The following is a 21,012-nucleotide window of genomic DNA, read 5'->3' on the forward strand; positions in this document are numbered from 1 at the left end:
GGGCTCGGTCCGGTCAGCGGCGGCGCCGTTCTTCCGCGTGCAGATAGCGGGTTCCGCGCTTCAGCAGCAGACCCCAGGTCTTGTCCTGCAGCATGGCGTCAAACTCGGGCGAACGTTCGGCACGCAGCGCCACGGGCTGAGATTCGTCCCCGGCGTGAGTCGCCAGCATTTCCAGGCGCTCGCGGTTCGCACCGTACTGTTCCACCAGGAAGTCGCGCATCGAGTCGCTCAGCGGCAGGTGGTAGATGCGCGTGAGGCGCAGCGCCAGCCACTCGGCCATGCGCCCGAGATCCTGGCGCACCTTGCGCACCATGGCCGAACCCAGGCCTGCCTTCGCATCCGCGCTCATGCCCACGTAAAGCCCGCCGAGGTAGGCGGCCGGGTTGGCATAGATCGCACGCTGGATGCTCGGGTTGGTGAGGTCCACCAGCGGCTCCAGGATCAGGGCCAGCTGGATGCCGATACGCTTGGCCGTCTCGTCATCGAGTGCCGAGCCGCCAAAATAGAACAGGTCGCCCTCGCGCTGGATCTTCAGCTCCCGCAGGAAATTGCAGAAATCGTTGGCCAGCTTCAGCTTCTGGTCGTCGGTCAGCTCGATCAGCTCCTCGCTGACCCGGATACCGCGTACGCTGCGCTTGAACCAGCGCTTCTCGCCCCGCTTCTCCACCTGGGCCAGACGCAGCGCCTCCCAGCGTTCCACCGCATTGGCGTAACGGCTCTGCGCCTGCATCAGCTGGTCGCGGGCCTCGCGCAGGTCCTCGACCCGGCGCAGCGCGAGCCCCAGCAGCTGGCCATCCGGCGAGTTCTCCGGTGGTTCGCGGTCCTCCAATTCACGTAACGCGTCCAGGACCTGGCGCCCAAGACTCGTCACCGGCTCGCGCAGGGCCTGCGGGTCCATCCCCGAGGCATCGCTCTGGGACAGCAGAATCCCGAGCGAGCGCAGACGGCTGACCACCCCCGCCTGCGCCACACGGAAGCGGTTGCCCTGGGATTCCAGCCGGTCCAGCGCAGCCCCGAGCTGCCAGCCACCGGACCACTCGAAGCTCAGGCGCTTGATCTGGCGGCCGTTCACGAGTTCGAACGCAAGCACGAAGATCGCCTGCACATCGTCGAGGGTGCAGCGGGCCAGATCATCGGCGTCGGCAGCGGAAAACAGTCGATCCAGGAACTGGTCCACGCGGCGCACGCCATCCTCCTGGGTCGGCGCCAGGCCGCGCAGGCGGTCGCGCAGCAGATCGGCGACCTCGGGGGCTTCGTGGTGCAGCTTCTCCAGGGCCGCCAGCCGGGAGTCCTCGGTCGCTTCCACCAGGTCAGCCACACGCGAGCGCAACCCCAGGCGGCGATAGATCTCGATCTGCTCCGCCGCGGACGCCAGGCTGGCATCCCCGGTCATCTCGCGCACCGCGACCGCGACGCCCTCGGGCGAGATATCCACCTCGTGGAGCAGGACCTCGGCCGCCTTGCGCCGGCGCATGTCCGGCGCCAGCTGGCCCATCGCGAGGTCGCGAGTAACGAACAGCAGATCCGGCAGCAGGTCGATGGTATTGCGCAGTTGATCGCGCGACTGTTCCTGGCGCTTTCCGCGCGTGGCATCCGCCACGAAGCGCGCGACCAGACCGATCACCCCGAACAGCAGGGTGTAGACGGCAAAGAAGATGAAGTTCTGCGCGGGCGCCGCGTGGCCGAACCCGAGGAAGTATCCGCCCTGCATGGCCAGGAACGTCACCGGGCCCGCTGCCCACAGCAACTGCAGGAAGTTCAGCGACCAGGGGACACGCCGCGCGGTGGCCGCCACCTCGGTGATACGGCTGCGGCCGGCCGCCTCGATCAGGACGTTCTCCTGCGACGGCCCGACGGCCTGTGGGTCTTCCTGACCCGGTGCCTCCCTGCGTTTACGAAAGCGACCGAACACGCGCTCCTGCTCCGGAATGGGTGGTTACCGCCGGCATGGCCGCAACGTCCCCATTAGTGTAGGGAAAGCGCGTTCAGTTCGCGCGCGTCGGACGCTAGGGAAACACTGATCAATGTGCGCGCTCGCGTTGGTGCCCCCTGTTTTCCGAGACAAGGCGTGGCGCGTAGCGCCGTAGCCATTCTACGGCCAAGCGGCGCAACGCCAGATCGGGGAACAGGGGGCACCAACCCCACAGGGGCTCGGCCGCATTTGCGCGCGCGCTGCGTTGCGGCTCCCTTGTGCAGAATGACTGCACGGCAGTCGCCGCGCCTTGTTCGCGCGCAAAAGCGACTCGAGCGCGAGTGCGTACATTGATCAGTGTTTCCCTGGTTTCGCGACCGTTTTCCTGCGCCTTCAGACGGCGTCGCTGCGCTGTGCCAGCGCCTCGCCGGGCGGGGTGGATATCACCTCGGGGGCGCTGTCGCGGTAGAGGTAGTCGCGGGTCAGCGGGACGGCGTCCTGCTGCTTGGCCATCTGCACATGGAAGACCACCTGGCCCCACCAGCGGAAGGTGCCCTCGCAACTCGCCAGGTAGAACTCCCACATGCGGCAGAACCGCTCGTCGAAGCGCTCCACGGCCTCGGGCCGGACCTTCTGGAAACGGCGATACCACTCCGCCAGGGTCTCCGCATAATGCAGGCGCCAGAACTCGACATCCGTGGTGTACAGCGGGGTCGGCTCCAGCGCAGCCATCACTTCGGACAGGGCCGGGGTGTAGCCGCCCGGGAAGATGTACTTGCTGAGCCAGGGATTGGAGGTCCCCGGCGGCTCCTGGCGGCCGATCGTATGCAGGACCGCGATGCCGTCCGGCTTCAGCAGGTCGTGCACGCGCTGGAAGAACGTGCCGTAATTGGGCGTGCCGACATGCTCGAACATGCCGACACTGACAATGCGGTCGTACTGATCGTCATGCTCGCGGTAATCCTGATAGAGGAAGCGCACCCGATCCTCCAGGCCCCGGCGCCGGGCCTCCTCCTTCGCCACGCGCAGCTGCTCCTTCGACAACGTGACACCATCTACCTGAACATCGGCGTGCTCGGCCAGGTGGAACGCCAGACCGCCCCAGCCGCAGCCGATGTCCAGCACCCGCATGCCGGGCTCGAGCAGGAGCTTCTCGCGCAGCATCGCGCACTTGGCCTGTTGCGCCTCTTCCAGCGTCATGTCCGGGCGCTCGAAATAGGCGCAGCTGTAGAACATGCCCTCGTCGAGAAACTGCCGGTACAGCCATTCGTCAACGTCGTAGTGATGGGCAATGTTCTGGTAGCAACGCGCCACCTTGTTGCCCTGCTCGATGAGCGCGCGGAACATGCGCACCACAGGATTGACGCGATTCCGGAACATCGGCGCGAAATTGCGCATGGCCACGTCGAGGAATACCTGAAGCCCCTCGGGACCGGGTGACCATAGGCCCCGCATGTAGGTCTCGCCCAGCTGGAAGCCCGGATCGCGCCCGATCTTGCGCAGCGCACTGGCATCGTGCAGCTGCATCGTGATCTCCGGCGCGCCACTTCCAAAGCGCTGCTCCCGCCCATCCGGGTGCCGGAGCACGAAGGTTCCATAGCGTATGTACTGCTCAAGTAGTCGCTCGACCATTCTGCCCCTATCCCTGCACTCGCGGCCGGGTCTCGCAGCCCTCTGATGCAATCCCGGCCTGAAATTCGCTCCTCCCGATGTAGAATTAGTCTAAAAACCGGGAGGATGAGTTGTCCACTTCGCCGGGGCGCCTTCTTCTCCGGGGCAGCCGTCCCTGGCGGACACAAGCACACATCCAGAAAACGCCCACGAACCTTGGGGACAGTACCGCATTCCTGTACCCGATGGCAGACCCCCGAAATCCCTTTCCCCCACCTCGAAAAAACGGCTACCCTGCAGACATGACGCTACGACCCACCCAAGCCTGCCAGCACTGCACTCTGCGCCAGCTCTGCCTGCCCGTGGGTCTGCCCAACGACGAGCTCTGGCAGCTCGACGAAATCGTCCAGCAGCGCCGGCCGATCGCCAAGGGCACGGCCCTGTTCACCATGGGCGCCCCGTTCGATGCCCTGTACGCAGTCCGAACCGGCGCGCTTAAGACGGTCCTGATCTCCGACGACGGCACCGAACAGGTCACGGGCTTCGGCCTGGCCGGCGACCTCCTGGGCCTGGACGCAATCCACTCCGGAAAGCACCCGGTCAGCGCCATTGCCCTGGAATCCACCAGCGTGTGTGCAGTGCCCTACACGCATGTCGACGACCTTGCCGGGCGCCTGCCCACGTTCCGCCAGCACATGATGGGCGTCATGAGCCAGGAGCTGGCGCATGACGAGAGCCTGCACGCCCTGCTCGGACAGCGAACGGCCGAGCAGCGCCTGGCAACGTTCCTGGTAACCCTGTCGGAACGCCACCGCGCCCGCGGTTTGTCCGCCGAGCGCTTCTACCTGCCGATGTCCCGGGCGGACATCGCCAACCATCTGGGCCTGACCCAGGAGACCATCAGCCGCCTGTTCACCCAGCTGCGCAATCAGGGTGTCATCAGCCTGCATACCCGGGACCTCGAGATCCTTCAGCCCGAGAGCCTGCGGAACACGGCCGGGGTTACGTTCACCGCCTCCGCCGCGAGCAGTGCCTGAATCCGGGCGCAGCCGGAAGCCTGATCCGCACCCGCCGCTCGCCGCGGACTTCACCGCCTTCTGGGACTTTGCCGGCACAGTCTGGGCCGACCCGTCGACACGCGCGCGCCTGATGCGCTGGCAGGACGCCTTCGACGTGGACGTAATGCTGGCGCTGTTCGCCGTGTGGTATCCGCGCCCGCTGGACGTCGCGCACTGGCGGGCGCTGGAAACGACGGCCCGCCACTGGCGGACGTCGGCGACCGGGCGCATTCGCGCGCTGCGCCGCCGGCTCCACACCCCGGACCGGCACGCACTTTACCGCGCGGTGCTGGACCTCGAGCTGCAAAGCGAGCGCCTCGCCGGGCTGCAAATGCTTGCGCACGCGCGATGGATGACGCCACCCACACACGAGTCGGTCACGATCGACCGCGAACGCCGGCTGCGCGTCCTGTTCCCCGGCCTGCCCACGGCCGAAATTCGCGACGGCCTGCACGAGTTCCCCGTCGCCTGAAGCCCTGCGGCTGCAAGCGGGACCGTATTCCGGCTATCCTCTCGGGGAAGCAGGCGAGCGTGTACATGGACGCGCGCTTACCTAAACCATTGACCCAACACGGCAGGATTCATGTCGGATGATCTGCGCAGCCAGCTCCTGAAAACGGGGCTGGTGGACGAAAAACAGGTTCGCAAGGCCAAGTCGCAAAAGCACAAGGCACAGAAAGGCAACGCAAAGAAGAAGAAGGACCGCAATACCGGTCCGGAACCCGGCGTGGCCGAGGCGCGCAAGGCCGAGCAGGCCGAACGCTCGCGGCAGAAGAACCGCGAACAGCAGGAACGAGCCGAGCGCCGGGCTCGCCACGCGCAGATTCGCGAGCTGGTCAGCACCCACCTGGCCCCGATCCCCACCGGGGATGCCGCGCTGGACTACCACTTCCAGCAGGGCGGGCAGATCCGTCACCTGCCGGTCACCGCCGACCTGCAAAAGCGCCTGGTCGATGGCCGGGCGGCGATCGCCGGACTTGATATCCGGCCGGAGAAAGGCTTTCGGGTGATTCCGCGCGAAACCGCCGACCGCATCCGCGAGCGCGACCCGGAGTGGCCGCTGGTGATCCCGGCCGAGGACGACGCCTCGTCGGAACCCGACCCGGACGATCCGTACAAGGACTACGTCGTGCCCGACGACCTCATGTGGTGAGCCGCCGCGCGCCGCAGGGGCCCGCGGCGCCACATGTCACTCAGTCCGTCGTGCGCTTCACGTCCGCGGCCGGCATGCCGCTTTGCTGGGGTCGCCGCGCCTCGTCACTGGACATGTCCTGCGGCGTGATACCGCCCTGCTCCAGGCTCCGGGCCTCACCGGCCGGCTCGTCCGGCTCGCCGCTCCCGCAACCCAGCGCCAGCAGGCTCACGGCCGTCACGCCGATCACCAGGGGGGTCGCTCGCTGAATCTCTCGCATCGCTATCGCTCTCGGGTGTTTTCAGGTCAAAGCGTGCAAGCCCGCGGCCCGTCGCGCAAGCGCCGGCGTGAAGATCACGGGCTTGGGTTCCGCCCTTGAGACCCGCCTCGCTGCGGGTTTTCCGTCAGATGCTGCCGACCGGCAGGATGCGGGTTCCAGCCTGACCAGCCAGGATGGCGGCGGCATCCCCCAGCGCGCCGATCCCCGCCTGGATACCGCCCTGGGCCGCGCGACGCGCCGCCTCCATCTTCGGCCTCATGGAGCCGGCCGGATATGCCGCCGGATCCACCGCCGTGACCAGCAGCGCCTTCAGACGCCGGGCGTCCGGCGTACCCCAGTCCATGTAGACGCCATCGACGTCGGTCAGCATCAGCAGCCAGTCGGCCTCGACATGCGCCGCCAGACGGGCCGCCGTCAGGTCCTTGTCGACCACGGCCTCGACACCCTGCAGGCGCCCGGAGACGTCGCGCGCAACCGGCACACCCCCACCCCCGGCGCAGATCGCGACAGAGCCACCATCCACCAGGGAGCGTACCGCCTCCATGCCCAGCAGCCGCTGCGGCTCGGGCGAGGCCACCACGCGCCGCCAGCCCGCGCCGTCGGGCGCGATATCCCAACCGCGTTCGTCGGCCAGCGCACGAGCACGGGCCTCGTCCCAGGTCGGGCCGATGAACTTCTCCGGATGGCCGAAGGCCGGATCGTTGGGGTCGACTTCCGTCTGGGTCAGCAAGCTGGCCACCCGATCGTGGCCCAGTGCGTTGTGCAGTTCGCGCGCCAGGATGTAGCCGATCATGCCGTGGCTCTCGGCACCGACCACGTCCAGCGGCCAGGCGATGCGGTCGCACTCCGCCTGATGGGCCAGGAGTCCGACCTGGGGGCCATTGCCGTGGGTAACGACCACCTCGTGGTCACGGGCCACCGCAGCGATCGCCTCCGCCGCCCGTTGCGCGTTGCGCTGTTGCGCCTCGGCCGACGGGGTCTCGCCGCGTTGCAGCAGGGCGTTTCCGCCCAGCGCGATCACGATGCGCATGGCGGCGTCCTCCGAAGTGGGGCGATGGGGGGGGTCAGGTACGCGGCAGGGTGACGCCGCGCTGCCCCTGGTACTTGCCGCCGCGATCCCTGTAGGAGGTCTCGCAGACCTCGTCGGACTGCAGGAACAGCATCTGCGCCACGCCCTCGTTGGCGTAGATCTTGGCCGGCAGCGGCGTGGTGTTGGAGAACTCCAGCGTCACGTGACCCTCCCATTCGGGCTCCAGCGGCGTCACGTTCACGATGATGCCGCAGCGGGCGTAGGTCGACTTGCCCAGGCAGATGGTCAGCACATCTCGCGGGATGCGGAAGTACTCGACCGTGTGCGCCAGGGCAAAGGAGTTCGGCGGGATGATGCAGACGTCCGACTGCACGTCGACGAAGCTGCCCTCGTCGAACCCCTTGGGGTCGACAATGCTGGAGTTAATGTTGGTGAAGATCTTGAAGTGGTCCGAGCAGCGCACGTCGTAGCCGTAGCTGGAGGTGCCATAGGACACGATCCGCTCTTCGTCACGGTAGCGAATCTGGCCGGGCTCGAAGGGCTCGATCATGCCCTTCGTCTCGGCCATCTCCCGAATCCAGCGATCCGACTTGATGCTCATGGGTCCGTCCCTGGTCGGCGCTTCGCCGGATCAGTTGTTCTGAATCACGATGTTGGGGAACTTGCTGCTGTAGTCCTTGGACTGCTCGGCCAGCTTGGCCCCGGTGCGCCGCGCGATCTCGCGGTAGATCTCGGTGATGCGGCCATCCGGGTCGGCGATCACGGTGGGCTCGCCACCATCGGCCTGTTCGCGGATGCGGATATCCAGCGGCAGCGCGCCCAGCATGTCCACACCGTATTCTTCAGCCATGTTCTCCGCACCACCCTGGCCGAAGATGTATTCCTCGTTGCCGCACTTCGAGCAGATATGGATGCTCATGTTCTCGATGATCCCGAGCACCGGCACCTCGACCTTCTCGAACATGCGCAGGCCCTTGCGCGCGTCCAGCAGCGCGATGTCCTGCGGCGTGGTGACGATCACCGCGCCGGACACCGGGATCTTCTGCGACAGGGTCAGCTGGATGTCGCCGGTGCCCGGCGGCAGGTCGATGATCAGGTAGTCCAGCTCTTTCCAGTTGGTCTCGTTCAGGAGCTGCTCCAGCGCCTGCGTGACCATCGGACCGCGCCAGATCATCGGCGTATCCTCCTCGATCAGGAAGCCGATCGACATGGCCTGCACGCCGTGGCGCTCCAGGGGCTCCATGCTCTTGCCGTCCTTGGACTCCGGATTGCCCTTGATGCCCAGCATGCGTGGCTGGCTGGGACCGTAGATATCCGCATCCAGGATGCCGACCTGAGCCCCTTCCGCGGCCAGACCAAGCGCGAGATTCACCGCAGTGGTGGACTTGCCGACCCCGCCCTTGCCCGAAGCAACGGCGATAATGTTCTTGATCCCGGCCATCGGCTTGAGGCTTTTCTGGACCGCGTGGGTGGTGACCTTGGTGCTGATGGTCACTTCCGACGATTCCAGCCCGGCCACGCCGGCCAGGGCGCCCTGGATCGCGGCCCGCAGCTCGTCGTGATAACCGTTGGCGGAATACCCCATCTCGATCGCGATGGAGGCGCGCGCGCCGTCCACCTGGATGTCCTTGACCGCGCCGGCGGCCACCAAATCCTGCTCCAGGTACTTGTCCTGAACACCCTTCAGGGCGTTTTCGATCTGCTCGCGCGAGAGTTCGGCCATGGCGTTTGTTCCATCCAGCAATTGAGGAGTGACCGCGCGATTCTACTGGCCCCGGTGCGGCACGCCAATGGCACCACGCCGCGCCAGTCCTTTTCAGCCCCCGGTGTAGCGGGATTCGGGCGGGTGTCAAGCCCTCCTGCGAGACTTTTATGCACAAAAGGCCCGCAGAGCTGCAGCACAAGGCAAGATAGACACACAAACATCCAAACCGCTACACAATGATCATGTATCCATCTGTTTTTTCGGTATTTTCGCATGATGGTCGATTTTTAACCAATCTGTCATACGGCCTTGTGTGGCAAGGCATTGCGCCCGATTCCACCGGGTTTCCCACAGACTTATCCACAGGTTTTGTGGACAACGAGCCGGAGCCCGCGGAACGCCTCGACAACCCGCCACCCAGCCCCGACAATAGCGCCCCTGCACCCCGCGGCCCGGGGCCGCCAACACGAGCCGAGCCATGACCGACAAACCGCGCAAGATCCTCGTCACCAGCGCCCTGCCCTATGCCAACGGCCCGATTCACCTCGGGCACCTGGTGGAGTACATCCAGACCGACATCTGGGTGCGCTTTCAGCGCGCAAGCGGCCACGAGGTGATCTATGTCTGCGCGGACGACGCCCACGGCACCCCGATCATGCTCAAGGCACGCGCCGAGGGCATCGAGCCGGAGGAACTGATCGCGCGGATGCGCCAGGAGCACGAGGCCGACTTCGGCGAGTTCCTGATCGGGTTCGACCACTACCACTCGACCCATTCGGACGAGAACCGCGAGCTGGCGGGGCAGATCTACACCGCGCTGCGCGATGCCGGGCACATCGAGACCCGTACCATCGATCAGGCCTATGACCCCGAGGCCGGGATGTTCCTCCCGGATCGCTTCATCAAGGGCACCTGTCCCAAGTGCGGCGCACAGGAGCAGTACGGCGACTCCTGCGAGGCCTGCGGCGCGACCTACAGCCCGCTGGACCTGAAGGACCCGGTGTCCGCCATCAGCGGCGCGCGGCCCGAGTCGCGCGCCTCCGAACACTACTTCTTCAAGCTCGGCGACTTCGAACCCTTCCTGCGCGAGTGGACCCGCTCCGGTCGCCTGCAGGACGCGATCCGCAACAAGCTGGATGAATGGTTCGAAACCGGCCTGACCGACTGGGACATCTCCCGCGACAAGCCCTATTTCGGCTTCGAGATCCCGGATGCGCCGGGCAAGTACTTCTACGTGTGGCTGGATGCGCCGATCGGCTACATGGCGAGCTTTCGCGCCTACGCCGAGCAGCAGGGCCTGGACTTCAACGCGTGGTGGGGCGCGGACTCCGACGCCGAGCTGTACCACTTCATCGGCAAGGACATCGCCTACTTCCACACCCTGTTCTGGCCGGCCATGCTGCATGGCGCGGGCTTTCGCACCCCTTCGGCGGTGTTCTGCCACGGCTTCCTGACCGTCAACGGCCAGAAGATGTCCAAGTCGCGCGGCACCTTCATCCGCGCTCGCGACTACCTGGAGCACCTGAACCCCGAATCCCTGCGCTACTACCTGGCCGCCAAACTGGGAGACGGCGTGGACGACCTGGACCTCAACCTGGACGACTTCGTGCAGCGGGTGAACTCGGACCTGGTCGGCAAGGTGGTCAACATCGCCAGTCGCTGCGCGGGGTTCATCAACAAGCGCTTTGACGGCGAACTGGCCGCGGAACTCCCGCGCCCGGACCTGCACCAGGCGTTCGTGGACGAGGGCGAGGCGATCGCCCGGGCCTTCGAGCAGCGCGAGTTCGCGCAGGCCATGCGCCGCATCATGGCGCTGGCCGACCAGGCCAACCAGTACATCGACGAGGCGCAACCCTGGGTGCTGGCCAAACAGGAAGGCCGCGAGGCCGAGGTCCAGGCCATCAACACCCAGGGCCTGGACTTGTTCCGCATCCTGATCGTCTATCTCGCGCCGGTGCTGCCGAAGCTCGCGGCCGACGCCGCCGCGTTCCTGAACCTGGAGGACACCCGCTGGGAGAGCCGCGAGCCGCTGGTCGGGCGTTCCATCCAGAAGTTCAAGCCGCTGATGACCCGCATCGAGCCGGAGACCATCGCCAAACTGCTGGAGGCCTCGAAGGCCACCCTGGCCGCCACCGAGACCGCGGACGCGCCCGAGAACGCCGCCCCGGAGGCGAATGTGGACCCCATCGCCGAGACCATCGACTTCGACACCTTTGCCAGGGTCGACCTGCGCATCGCGCGCATCGCCAATGCCGAACACGTCGAGGGCGCCGACAAGCTGCTGAAGCTGACCCTGGATATCGGTTCCGAGACCCGTCAGGTGTTCGCCGGCATCAAGTCCGCCTACGCGCCCGAGGACCTGATCGGTCGCCACACCGTGATGGTCGCCAACCTGGCCCCGCGCAAGATGCGCTTCGGCGTCTCCGAGGGCATGGTGCTGGCCGCCGGGCCGGGCGGTTCGGAACTCTACATCCTGAACCCGGACGACGGTGCCCGCCCCGGCATGCGCGTCAAGTAATGCCCGGCCCCTACGGCGTGTTTTGCGCCCAACCGCAACGCCCCATGGATTTGCACCCGAGCCTCGCGTAAGCTGCCGCTCTTTTCTCGACACCCGGACGCATGGAACAAAGCCCCGAATTCAAAGCGCAGGTTCGCCTGCTGGCCGACGCCGGACGCGAGCTCGCGGACCGCGGCTGGCTCCCCGCGCGCACCGGGCACTTCTCTGCGCGCCTGGACGACCAGCACATCGTCATCACCGCGCCCGGCCGCAGCAAGGATCTGCTGGACGCCCACGACTTCATGGTCGTCGACCTCGAGGGGCACCGGATCGCCGGCAGCGGCGAGCCCGGCCCCGAGACCTTCCTGCACATCATCATGTACCGCCGCGACGCCGATCTGGGGGCCGTCCTCCACACCCACAGCATTCACGGCACCGTCCTGTCGCGAGAGGTCTCGGGGTCCCTGCTGCTGCGCGACTACGAGGCGCTGCGCGAACTCCCGGGCTGCGAACACCCCGCGCGCGGCATCCGCCTCCCGGTATTCGCCAACCAGCCGGACATGCGGCAGCTGGCCGCCCGGGTCGACGCCGCCATGGATCGCGACCCGGCACTCGCCGGTTACCTGATCAGCGGTCACGGCCTCTACACCTGGGGCCAGACCGTCGAACGGGCCATGCAGCGCACCGAGGCCTTCGAGTTCATGTTCGAATGCGAGTCGCTGGCGCGCCAGCTGACCCCATGACCCCGGGCGACACATATCCCGCCCCGCAGGCCGTCATCCTCGCCTTCGAGGGTGTCCTCGCCCCGCCCGGCGTGCTGCGCGAGACGCTGGAACCGCACGCCCTGGAGGCGCTGCCGGACTTCCTCGAGCGCCACGCCGAATCCACTGCCGTGCAGCGCACCCTGGCGGACATCCTGGCCTACTCGGGGCGCGAACTGGACGTGGAGGGGCTGCTCGCCCAGATCCGCGCCTGGATCCGCGGCGGGCAGGACATCACGCCGGTGCGCCAGCTCCAGGGGATGGTCTGGGCCGATGCACTGGAAGCCGGGGCCCTGCAGCCCCGGCTCGACGAACCCACGGCGGGCGCGCTGGACCGGCTGCACCAGTCCGGCGTGGCCCTGTACAGCTTCGGCGCGACCCCGGCTCCGGTGCAGCGCGACTGGCTGCGCCATGGCCCGCATCCCGAGGTCGAACAACGGCTTGCCGGGTTGTTCGACACCCGCATCGGTGGGCGCCGCGACGCCGGCAGCTACCGCCGTCTGGCAGAGGAGATCGGCCTGACGCCGGAGACCGTGCTAGTGCTGTCCACCCGCCGCGACGAGCTGGACGCCGCCCACCAGGCCTGGCTGCTGACCGCCCGGCCGGCCGCGGACCCTCAGGCGGACGACGACCATCCGGTACGTACCTTGACCTCGCTCATCTCCGGCGACGCCGGAGACCGGTAATCTGGCCTGAAGACCCGGCCCGTAGCGCGCTTCGCGGCGGGCTTTTGCGGTCGAACAAGGCAATCGCCCCGTAATGGGCAGGGTTGAGCGGGCACGGCCCGTCGCCGATACTGTGTTGTTGACCTGACGACTCGGATTTTTCGTGGAATACGTCCTGATCCTCATCAGTACGATCCTCGTGAACAACTTCGTACTGGTGAAGTTTCTGGGCCTGTGCCCGTTCATGGGGGTCTCGCGCAAGGTCGAGACGGCCACCGGCATGGGCCTGGCCACGACCTTCGTGCTGACGTTGTCCGCCGTCAGTTCCTATGTGATCAATGAATACCTGCTGATCCCGCTCGGGCTCGAGTACCTGCGCACCATCGCCTTCATCCTGGTGATCGCGGCCGTGGTGCAGTTCACCGAGCTGGTGGTGCGCAAGACCTCGCCGCTGCTGTACAACGTTCTGGGCATCTTTCTCCCCCTGATCACCACTAACTGCGCGGTGCTGGGCGTGGCCCTCCTCAACGTCCAGGAGGCACACAACTTCGTCGAATCGGCCCTCTACGGCTTCGGTGCGGCGGTCGGCTTCTCGCTGGTGCTAATCCTGTTCTCCGCGATCCGCGAGCGCATCGCGGTGGCCGACGTGCCGGTGATGTTCCGCGGCAGTGCGATCGCCATGGTCACGGCCGGGCTGATGTCGCTGGCGTTCATGGGCTTTTCCGGGCTGGTGCGGCTATGAGTGTGCTCTACGCCATCCTGGCGATCGGCGGCCTCGCGGCCGCGTTCGGGCTGGTGCTGGGCTTTGCCGCCCAGCGCTTCCGGGTCGAGTCCGACCCGGTGGTGGACCAGATCGACGCCCTGCTGCCGCAGACCCAGTGCGGACAGTGCTCCTACCCCGGCTGCCGGCCCTACGCCGAGGCCATCGCCGCCGGCGAGGCGGACATCAACCGCTGTCCGCCCGGTGGTCAGGCCACCGTGCAGGCCCTGGCGGACCTGCTCGACCGCGAACCCACCCCGCTGGAGGAGGAAGAGCAGGAGAAGGCCGTCGCGATCATTGACGAGAACATCTGCATCGGCTGCACCCTGTGCATCCAGGCCTGCCCGGTCGACGCGATCCTCGGGGCCGCGAAGCAGATGCACACCGTGATCGAGGAGGAATGCACCGGCTGCGAGCTGTGCATCGAGCCCTGCCCGGTGGACTGCATCACCATGGTCCCGGTCGGCACCGACATCACCGAATGGCGCTGGTCGGAGCCGGAACCCTCGCCCATCGAGCGGCCCATCCACGCCATCGCGGACGGTTCGCGGGCACCCGGCTAAGCCGGGTTGCCACGAACCGTTAGAATACCCTTATGCAGCTGCATCGCTTCCACGGGGGCCTGAAACTGGCCGACGAGACCGCAGCCAGCACCCGCGACCCGGTGCTGGTGATGGGCGTGCCGTCGCAGCTGATTGTCCCGCTGGGCCAGCACATCGGCGAAGCGGCGGAGCCCTGCGTAGCGGTCGGCGACCACGTCACCAAGGGTCAGCGTATCGGCCAGTCCAAGGGCTACATCGCCGCCCATGTGCACGCGCCCAGTTCCGGCGAAGTGGTCGAGATCGCCCCGCACGCCGTCCCCCACCCCTCCGGTCTCAGCGCCCCCTGCATCGTCATCCAGACCGACGGCCAGGACGACTGGGGCGACAACCGCATGGAGCCGTGGCTCGACTGGGATACCCGCGATCCGCGCAGGCTGCGCCAGCGCATCCGTGATGCCGGCATCGTCGGGCTGGGCGGGGCGGCGTTCCCCACCGCGGTCAAGCTGAACCCGCGTGCGGGCCAGCGCATCCACACCCTGATCGTGAACGGCGCCGAGTGCGAACCCTACATCAGCGCCGACGACATGCTGCTGCGCACGGCCCCGGAGGCGGTCTTCGAGGGCATCCGGATCGTCGCCCATCTGCTGCGCGTGGATCGGGTGCTGTTCGCGGTCGAGGACAACATGCCCGAGGCCATGCGGTCCCTGACCGAGAACCTCCCCGGCGAGCTGCGCGACCTGGTCCAGCTCGTTTCGGTCCCCTCGCTCTATCCCACCGGCGGCGAGCGCCAGCTGATCAAGGTCCTGACCGGCCAGGAGGTCCCCAGTGGCGGCCTGCCGGCGGACCTCGGCATGGTCTGCAACAATCCCGGCACCTTCAAGTCGGTCTGCGACGCCGTCATCCAGGGCCGCCCCTTGCTGTCGCGCATCGTCACCGTCACCGGGCCCGGCGTGCAGCACTCTCGCAACGTCGAGGCCTTGCTCGGGACGCCCTTTGCCGACGTGATCGCCGCGACCGGTGGCTACGCCGAGGGCGTGGACCGCCTGGTGATGGGCGGCCCGATGATGGGCTTTGCGGTCCACGACGACGCGATCCCGGTGATCAAGGGCACCAACTGCCTGCTCGCCACCCGCCCCCAGGACACCCCGCCCCCGGGGCCGTTGATGCCCTGCATCCGCTGCGGCGAGTGTGCGGCCGTCTGCCCCGCCCAGCTGCTGCCACAGCAGCTCTACTGGCAGGCGAAGGCCAAGGATTTCGACGCGATTCAGGACTACGGCCTGTTCGACTGCATCGAATGCGGCTGCTGTGCGCATGTCTGTCCCAGCAATATCCCGCTGGTACAGTACTACCGCTACGCCAAGAACGAGATCTGGGCGCGGGAGAAGGAACGCCAGAAGTCGGACATCGCGCGCGAACGCTACGAGTTCCGCCAGGAACGCATCGAACGCGAGGAACGCGAGAAGGCCGAGCGCCTGGCCAAGAAGAAGGCTGCGGTCAAGAAGAAGGAAGGCGAGGAAGGTGGCGACAGCGACAAACAGGCCGCCATCCAGGCCGCGCTCGAGCGCTCCCGTGCGCGCAAGGCCGCCAGGGCCGGCGGTGCCACCGGAGATGACAAGTCCGAGTCCGCCGATACGGCCCCGACCGATACTGAAAACGACGCGGGAGCGGCCCGGTCCGGCGAATCCCATTCCACGGACACGGAAAGCCGCTGATGCGCTTTCGCACCGAATCCTCCCCGCACATGATCCCGGCTCACTCCGTGGGCGGGGTGATGCAGCAGGTCCAGATGGCGCTGGTCCCGGGGACCCTGGCGATGGCCTGGTTCTTCGGCTGGGGCGTACTGGTCAATGTGGTCCTGGCCGTGCTGTTCGCCGTGGCCTTCGAGGCCGCGATCGTGGCCGCCCGCAAGCGCCCGGTCATGACCACCCTCGGCGACAACTCGGCCATCGTGACCGGCTGGCTGTTTGCCCTGGCCGTACCGCCACTGACCCCCATATGGGTGACCCTGATCGGCATCGCCTTTGCCATCATCGTGGCCAAGCACCTCTATGGCGGGCTGGGCTACAACCCGTTCAATCCGGCCATGGTCGGCTACGTGGTCGTGCTGGTCTCCTTCCCGCGGGAGATGGCCCTGTGGCCCGCACCGGACACCCTCTCCGACATGTCGCTGGGCCTTGGCCAGACATTGCAGACCGTCCTCACCGGCAGCCTGCCGGCCGCCATGGACTGGGACGCGATCACCCGCGCGACGCCCCTGGACGCCATGCGCGAGGGCCTGGGCACCGGCCGCACGGTCAGCGAGATCACGGCAAGCCCGATGTTCGGCAGCTTCAGCGAGAGCAGCTGGGAGTGGATCGGCAACTTCTTCCTGCTCGGCGGGCTGTACCTGCTGTTCCGGCGCATTATCCACTGGCATATCCCGGTCGCCGTCATCCTGGGCGTGGCGATCCCGGCCGGCTTCTTCTGGATCCTGGACCCGGATTCCTTCGCCTCCCCCGCATTCCACGTCTTCAGCGGGGCGGTGATCATCGGCGCTTTCTTCATCGCCACCGACCCGGTCTCCGCCTCTACCACCCCCCTGGGGCGCATCCTCTACGGGGCCGGCATCGGCTTGTTGATCTTCGTGATCCGCACCTGGGGCGGCTATCCCGACGCGGTCGCCTTCGCCGTGCTGCTGATGAACATGGTCGCCCCGACCCTGGACCACCTGACGCGCCCGCGCATCTTCGGCCGCTCGCGCCGCGGCCCGCCGCCGGGGGACGGGCATGCTTGACCTGAAGCCCCGCGACATCCTGCTGGCCACCGCCCTGCTCGCCGGCTTTGCCGCCGCCGGGGCAGGGATCGTCGCCCTGGTCCAGAACGCCACCGAGGCGCGTATCGAGGACAACCGCATGGCGGTCAACCGCAACCGCATTGCGGAGCTGACCGGGGAACTCGACTACCGCAACGATCCCGTCCACGACACCGCCAACCTGAGCCATGAACTGCTGGGCGGCGACCACCTGCCCGCCTGGTTCGCCCGCGATGCGGACGGCGATGTGGTCGGCATCGTCTTCTCGGCGGTTGCCCCGGACGGCTACAGTGGCGACATTCACCTGCTGATCGGCTTGGACCGGAACGGCGAACTCCAGGGCGTGCGCGTCTCCGCGCATCGCGAGACGCCCGGGCTGGGGGATGCCATCGAGGCCGAGCGCTCCGACTGGATCCACGGCTTCGACGGCCGCTCGCTGGGCAACCCGCCGGCCGAGGACTGGCGGGTGCGCAAGGACGGCGGCGTCTTCGACCAGTTCACCGGGGCCACCATCACCCCGCGTGCGGTGGTTCGCGCCGTCTACCGCACCCTGAAATACTTCGACCAACACCGCGACGAACTGCTGGCCACCCGGCCCGACGCCAGCGGCTCCGTAGTGGAACCGCTCCCGCAGGCCGAAGCCAGCGGGGATGACGAGGCAAGCCGATGAACCCGACCCTGACCGACATCATTCGCGACGGCCTGTGGCACAACAACCCCGGGCTGGTGCAGCTGCTGGGCCTGTGCCCGCTGCTGGCCATCTCCGGCACCATGGTCAACGCGATCGGCCTCGGCATTGCGACCACCCTGACCCTGCTGCTGTCCAACGTGCTGGTCTCGCTGATCCGCAACCACGCGCGTCCGGAGATCCGCATCCCGGTGTACGTGCTGATTATCGCGTCCATCGTCACCGCGATCGAGCTGGCCATGAACGCCTGGTTCCACGGGCTGTACCTGATCCTCGGGATCTTCATCCCGCTGATCGTGACCAACTGCGCCATTATTGGCCGCGCCGAGGCCTTTGCCTCGCGCAATTCGGTCCCGCGCGCGGCGCTCGACGGGCTGATGATGGGGCTGGGCTTCACCGGCGTTCTGATCGCCCTGGGCGCCCTTCGCGAGGTCCTCGGCCAGGGCACCCTGATGGCCAATGCGCACCTGCTGTTCGGCGAGTGGGGGCACGGGATGACCCTGCAGCTCTACCCGTCCGAGCACGGCTTCCTGCTGGCCCTGCTGCCACCGGGCGCCTTCATGGCCATGGGCCTGCTGATCGCCGCCAAGAACTGGATCGACAGCCAGTTCGAAGCCGAACCCGCGCCCAGTGCCGACGAGAGCGCCACCGAATCCGAAACCGCCCCGGACAACGCCTGAACCCGACCGGCCTTGATTCCTGGCCGTCAGCCGGTAAACTTCCGGCGCCACGAATTCGTTCTACCGGGGCCGCACGCCCCGGACACTCAAACGTCCCAGGAGATTGGCATGGCTGGACATTTCCCGTTTGCTGGCAAGCGCGGCACGCGCTACGGCCTCGCCCCGCGCGGCACGATCGCCGCCTTTTTCGAGAACCACGGGTTCAACGACGACCTGCAGGAGAAGTACTACAAGTGGTGGTACGACTTCGCCAAGGACTTCGTCGAGAAGGACAGCGACCTGTCCTACACCATGATCCGCAAGTTCGACAGCTACCCGATGGGGACCCACGCCCATCACGCGTTCCACCTGAACGACAAGTACTGGCCGAGCTGCCTGGACGAGCTGGGTTCGTTCATCCGGGATGTCATCTTCCCGAAGATGGACGAGAAAGCGATGCACGATCTCGAAGAGAAGCACTCCAAGCTGATCAAGGATCTGGAGAAGGAAGCCGAGTCCAACCCGCGCGACGCCGCGCCGGATGTCGGTCTTTTCCGCCACGTCTGAGCAACGCCGTTACGCGAGTTGCCGGCCCCGCGACGCGGGGCCGGTTTGTTTGGAGCTCCCGCATTCATGAACGCCGCGAAGCGTGAAGCCATCTTCGAGCGCCTGAAGGCGGCGAACCCCGAGCCGACGACCGAGCTCGACTACGCCACCCCGTTCGAACTGCTGATCGCGGTCATCCTGTCGGCCCAGGCCACGGATGTCGGCGTCAACAAGGCCACGCGCCGCCTCTACCCGGTCGCCAACACGCCCGAGGCGATCCTCGAGCTGGGCCTCGACGGCCTCAAGGAACACATCAAGACCATCGGCCTGTATAACGCCAAGGCCGAGAACGTAATGAAGACCTGCCGCATGCTGGTCGAGCGCCACGGCGGCGAGGTCCCCCGTGACCGCGAATCGCTGGAGGCCCTGCCCGGCGTCGGGCGCAAGACCGCGAACGTCATCCTCAACACCGCCTTCGGCGTCCCCACCATCGCGGTGGACACCCACATCTTCCGGGTCGCCAACCGCACCGGCCTGGCCCCGGGCAAGACGGTGCTGGAGGTGGAGAAGCGCCTGATGCGCCTGACCCCGAAGGCCTACTTGCAGGATGCCCATCACTGGCTGATCCTGCATGGGCGCTACGTCTGCAAGGCGCGCAAGCCGGAGTGCTGGCGCTGCCCCATCGCCGACCTGTGCGAATACAAGGCCAAGACCCCGCCGCCCGCCGGCATCTGAACGAACCGATCCCCTTCAAGGAACATCCCATGTACGGCAATCGCGACCAGATCCGCACCCAGTTCGTCGACGCCTGGCAGAAGGCCCAGGCCGGCGAGCCCCTGACCGATCTGGAACAGCAGCTGGTGGACGTGATCTCGGAACACCCTGAATACCACGAGTACCTGAAGGACCGCGAGACCGCGCTGACCGGCGAGTTCCCGCCCGAACTCGGCACCTCCAATCCCTTCCTGCACATGGCGATGCACCTGAGCCTGCGCGACCAGGCCCGCACCGACCGCCCGGCCGGGATCCGCGACCTGCACCAGGGGCTGTGCGCCCGCTTCGGCGTGATGGACGCCGAGCACCGGATGATGGAATGCCTCGGCCAGACCCTGTGGGAGGCCCAGCGCAGCAACGCCGCGCCGGACGAAAACGCCTACCTCGAGTGCCTCAAGCGCCTGGCGTCGCGCTAGCCTCGCGCTCGACCGCCACCGGTGGCCGATCCAGACCCCAGCGATCCAGCAACAACCTCTAGCGCGACCCGCAACCGGTTCATTGCGCCGAACCGAACAACCGCTGCCACCAGCGCCGGCGGCTACCGGTGGGCGGCACGGCCACTTCCAGGTCCACCGGCGGGACCCGCGAGACGACCCAGCCCGGCAGCACGCGCAGGCCGGACGAGCCGCAGCTCGAGCCGAGATTGTTGGGGTCGAAGATCTTCAGGAATTCGGGGTTTTCGCGATCGTCGACATAGACGATCCCGCAGTAATCCTCGTCATGGTCGCGGCGCAGCAGGGCATCGACCTCGTCAACAAAGCGCAGGAACGTCTCTTTTGGCGCCGGCCGGGTCGGCACGGCATCGCCCACGGCGTAGACATACCAGCCATCATCCGCATCCTCACGCAGACGTGCCCACAGCGCGTCCAGCTGTTCCCAGTACAGGATGCCGGTAGACCCGGCCTCGAAGCGTTGCAGAAAGTCGGGCTCGGGGTGTTCTTGCACGGTGGGCATGGAGTCGTTTCCGGAGTTCGCCAGCGAATCCATTCATCCTAGGGGAAACGCGGATCAATGTGCAGGCATGGCATGGCGACGGGATCGCCCCGCCCGCCCGGGCCGGCGGCGCCCAAAAATCCCGGATCGCTCTTGCAGGGAACCCCGGAAAGCCGCGAGGCTCTCAGGGAGAGACGGCTTGCCCCTCACCACCTGCCAGCGAAGACGATGCCGCCATGCGAACCATCCGCCATACCACCTCCCTGCGCGCCGAACCGGACCGGGTCTTCGAGCTGCTGAGCCACGTCCCCAATTTCGTGGAGCTGTGCGACCACGTGGAGCATATCGAATGTCTCGGGGACGATTGCTACCGCTGGACCGTTCGGGCCGCCGGGATGCGCATGGACTTCGACGTCGAGGTTTGCAGCGCCATCGCCCCCGAGCACTTCGCCTGGCGCTCCATCCGGGGCATCCACAACCGTGGCAGCTACCGGCTGAGCCCCGACGGCGAGGGCCACACACGGGTGGAATTCGAGCTGGAGTACAAGCTGAACCCGTTCCTGGATGCCGCCGTCCGCCGCGCGGCCCAGTCCCTTGTGGAGCGGGTCTCCGGCCAGTTGATGACCCGCGCCCAGCAGCGACTCGACGCCGAGTCGGCGCGCCCCTGA

23 protein-coding genes are annotated in these 21,012 nt (G+C 67.0%); 16 read left to right on the top strand and 7 right to left on the bottom strand.

Annotation, left to right across the window (positions count from 1 at the left end):
* Positions 1-13: 13 nt before the first annotated feature.
* Together F572_RS0109965 and F572_RS0109970 are read right to left on the bottom strand one after the other, a co-directional pair.
* Positions 14-1,912 (bottom strand): hypothetical protein, encoded by a 1,899-nt coding sequence (locus F572_RS0109965; RefSeq protein ID WP_017942370.1) that lies wholly within the window; start codon positions 1,910-1,912, stop codon positions 14-16.
* Between the two features lie 393 nt (positions 1,913-2,305).
* The gene (locus F572_RS0109970) at positions 2,306-3,544 is read right to left on the bottom strand and encodes a cyclopropane-fatty-acyl-phospholipid synthase family protein (RefSeq protein WP_026143075.1); all 1,239 of its coding nucleotides are present in this window, start codon (positions 3,542-3,544) and stop codon (positions 2,306-2,308) included.
* 281 nt (positions 3,545-3,825) lie between these two features.
* Between F572_RS0109970 and fnr the strand changes: the two genes are divergently transcribed.
* From fnr to F572_RS0109985, 3 genes are all read left to right on the top strand, one after another.
* Positions 3,826-4,560: a fumarate/nitrate reduction transcriptional regulator Fnr gene (fnr, locus tag F572_RS0109975; protein ID WP_026143074.1), complete on the top strand. Its 735-nt coding sequence runs from the start codon at positions 3,826-3,828 to the stop codon at positions 4,558-4,560.
* Positions 4,553-5,053 (top strand): DUF2390 domain-containing protein, encoded by a 501-nt coding sequence (locus tag F572_RS0109980; protein ID WP_017942367.1) that lies wholly within the window; start codon positions 4,553-4,555, stop codon positions 5,051-5,053. The genes fnr and F572_RS0109980 overlap by 8 nt, the downstream gene beginning before the upstream one ends.
* 111 nt (positions 5,054-5,164) lie before the next feature.
* Positions 5,165-5,734 carry a DUF2058 domain-containing protein gene (locus F572_RS0109985; RefSeq protein ID WP_017942366.1) on the top strand — a complete coding sequence of 190 codons (570 nt, stop codon included), beginning with the start codon at positions 5,165-5,167 and terminating at the stop codon, positions 5,732-5,734.
* Between the two features lie 40 nt (positions 5,735-5,774).
* On the opposite strand, the gene F572_RS0109990 is transcribed toward F572_RS0109985, so the two are convergent.
* The 4 genes from F572_RS0109990 to apbC all read right to left on the bottom strand — a co-directional run bounded on the left by F572_RS0109990 (position 5,775) and on the right by apbC (position 8,746).
* On the bottom strand, positions 5,775-5,993 hold the full coding sequence (locus tag F572_RS0109990) for a hypothetical protein (RefSeq protein WP_017942365.1): 219 nt from the start codon (positions 5,991-5,993) through the stop codon (positions 5,775-5,777).
* Between the two features lie 124 nt (positions 5,994-6,117).
* Positions 6,118-7,023 carry a carbamate kinase gene (locus F572_RS0109995; protein WP_017942364.1) on the bottom strand — a complete coding sequence of 302 codons (906 nt, stop codon included), beginning with the start codon at positions 7,021-7,023 and terminating at the stop codon, positions 6,118-6,120.
* Positions 7,024-7,057: 34 nt separating this feature from the next.
* Positions 7,058-7,624 carry a dCTP deaminase gene (dcd, locus tag F572_RS0110000; protein WP_017942363.1) on the bottom strand — a complete coding sequence of 189 codons (567 nt, stop codon included), beginning with the start codon at positions 7,622-7,624 and terminating at the stop codon, positions 7,058-7,060.
* A gap of 30 nt (positions 7,625-7,654) precedes the next feature.
* Complete coding sequence (gene apbC, locus F572_RS0110005; protein WP_017942362.1) at positions 7,655-8,746, bottom strand: iron-sulfur cluster carrier protein ApbC; 1,092 nt, start codon at positions 8,744-8,746, stop codon at positions 7,655-7,657.
* 460 nt (positions 8,747-9,206) lie between these two features.
* Here apbC and metG point away from each other — a divergent pair, with 460 nt between their 5' ends.
* From metG to F572_RS0110065, 12 genes are all read left to right on the top strand, one after another.
* Positions 9,207-11,246: a methionine--tRNA ligase gene (gene metG, locus F572_RS0110010; protein WP_017942361.1), complete on the top strand. Its 2,040-nt coding sequence runs from the start codon at positions 9,207-9,209 to the stop codon at positions 11,244-11,246.
* Positions 11,247-11,347: 101 nt separating this feature from the next.
* The gene (mtnB, locus tag F572_RS0110015) at positions 11,348-11,968 is read left to right on the top strand and encodes a methylthioribulose 1-phosphate dehydratase (RefSeq protein WP_017942360.1); all 621 of its coding nucleotides are present in this window, start codon (positions 11,348-11,350) and stop codon (positions 11,966-11,968) included.
* Positions 11,965-12,672 (top strand): hypothetical protein, encoded by a 708-nt coding sequence (locus F572_RS0110020; RefSeq protein ID WP_017942359.1) that lies wholly within the window; start codon positions 11,965-11,967, stop codon positions 12,670-12,672. The genes mtnB and F572_RS0110020 overlap by 4 nt, the downstream gene beginning before the upstream one ends.
* Before the next feature lie 142 nt (positions 12,673-12,814).
* Complete coding sequence (gene rsxA / locus F572_RS0110025) at positions 12,815-13,393, top strand: electron transport complex subunit RsxA (protein ID WP_017942358.1); 579 nt, start codon at positions 12,815-12,817, stop codon at positions 13,391-13,393.
* On the top strand, positions 13,390-13,974 hold the full coding sequence (gene rsxB / locus F572_RS0110030; protein WP_017942357.1) for an electron transport complex subunit RsxB: 585 nt from the start codon (positions 13,390-13,392) through the stop codon (positions 13,972-13,974). Before rsxA ends, rsxB begins: the two co-directional genes overlap by 4 nt.
* Positions 13,975-14,006: 32 nt before the next feature.
* Positions 14,007-15,665 carry an electron transport complex subunit RsxC gene (rsxC, locus tag F572_RS0110035; RefSeq protein ID WP_017942356.1) on the top strand — a complete coding sequence of 553 codons (1,659 nt, stop codon included), beginning with the start codon at positions 14,007-14,009 and terminating at the stop codon, positions 15,663-15,665.
* A complete protein-coding gene (gene rsxD / locus F572_RS0110040) occupies positions 15,665-16,726 on the top strand; it encodes an electron transport complex subunit RsxD (protein WP_017942355.1) in 1,062 nt (353 codons plus the stop codon). The genes rsxC and rsxD overlap by 1 nt, the downstream gene beginning before the upstream one ends.
* A complete protein-coding gene (gene rsxG / locus F572_RS0110045) occupies positions 16,719-17,414 on the top strand; it encodes an electron transport complex subunit RsxG (RefSeq protein WP_017942354.1) in 696 nt (231 codons plus the stop codon). The genes rsxD and rsxG overlap by 8 nt, the downstream gene beginning before the upstream one ends.
* Entirely contained in the window at positions 17,411-18,112 is a 702-nt protein-coding gene (locus F572_RS0110050; RefSeq protein WP_017942353.1) for an electron transport complex subunit E, read from the top strand. Before rsxG ends, F572_RS0110050 begins: the two co-directional genes overlap by 4 nt.
* A gap of 108 nt (positions 18,113-18,220) precedes the next feature.
* The gene (locus F572_RS0110055; protein ID WP_017942352.1) at positions 18,221-18,658 is read left to right on the top strand and encodes a hypothetical protein; all 438 of its coding nucleotides are present in this window, start codon (positions 18,221-18,223) and stop codon (positions 18,656-18,658) included.
* Between the two features lie 66 nt (positions 18,659-18,724).
* Positions 18,725-19,372 (top strand): endonuclease III, encoded by a 648-nt coding sequence (gene nth / locus F572_RS0110060; RefSeq protein WP_017942351.1) that lies wholly within the window; start codon positions 18,725-18,727, stop codon positions 19,370-19,372.
* A gap of 29 nt (positions 19,373-19,401) precedes the next feature.
* Entirely contained in the window at positions 19,402-19,827 is a 426-nt protein-coding gene (locus F572_RS0110065; RefSeq protein WP_017942350.1) for a DUF1841 family protein, read from the top strand.
* Between the two features lie 79 nt (positions 19,828-19,906).
* Here F572_RS0110065 and F572_RS0110070 read toward each other — a convergent pair whose 3' ends face one another.
* Positions 19,907-20,365, bottom strand: coding sequence for a hypothetical protein (locus F572_RS0110070; protein ID WP_026143073.1), 459 nt, complete (start codon positions 20,363-20,365; stop codon positions 19,907-19,909).
* A gap of 215 nt (positions 20,366-20,580) precedes the next feature.
* On the opposite strand from F572_RS0110070, the gene F572_RS0110075 reads away from it, so the two are divergent.
* A complete protein-coding gene (locus tag F572_RS0110075) occupies positions 20,581-21,012 on the top strand; it encodes an SRPBCC family protein (RefSeq protein WP_017942348.1) in 432 nt (143 codons plus the stop codon).

Source organism: Thioalkalivibrio sp. ALE14, assembly GCF_000376845.1.
In the GTDB taxonomy this organism is placed as follows: domain Bacteria; phylum Pseudomonadota; class Gammaproteobacteria; order Ectothiorhodospirales; family Ectothiorhodospiraceae; genus Thioalkalivibrio.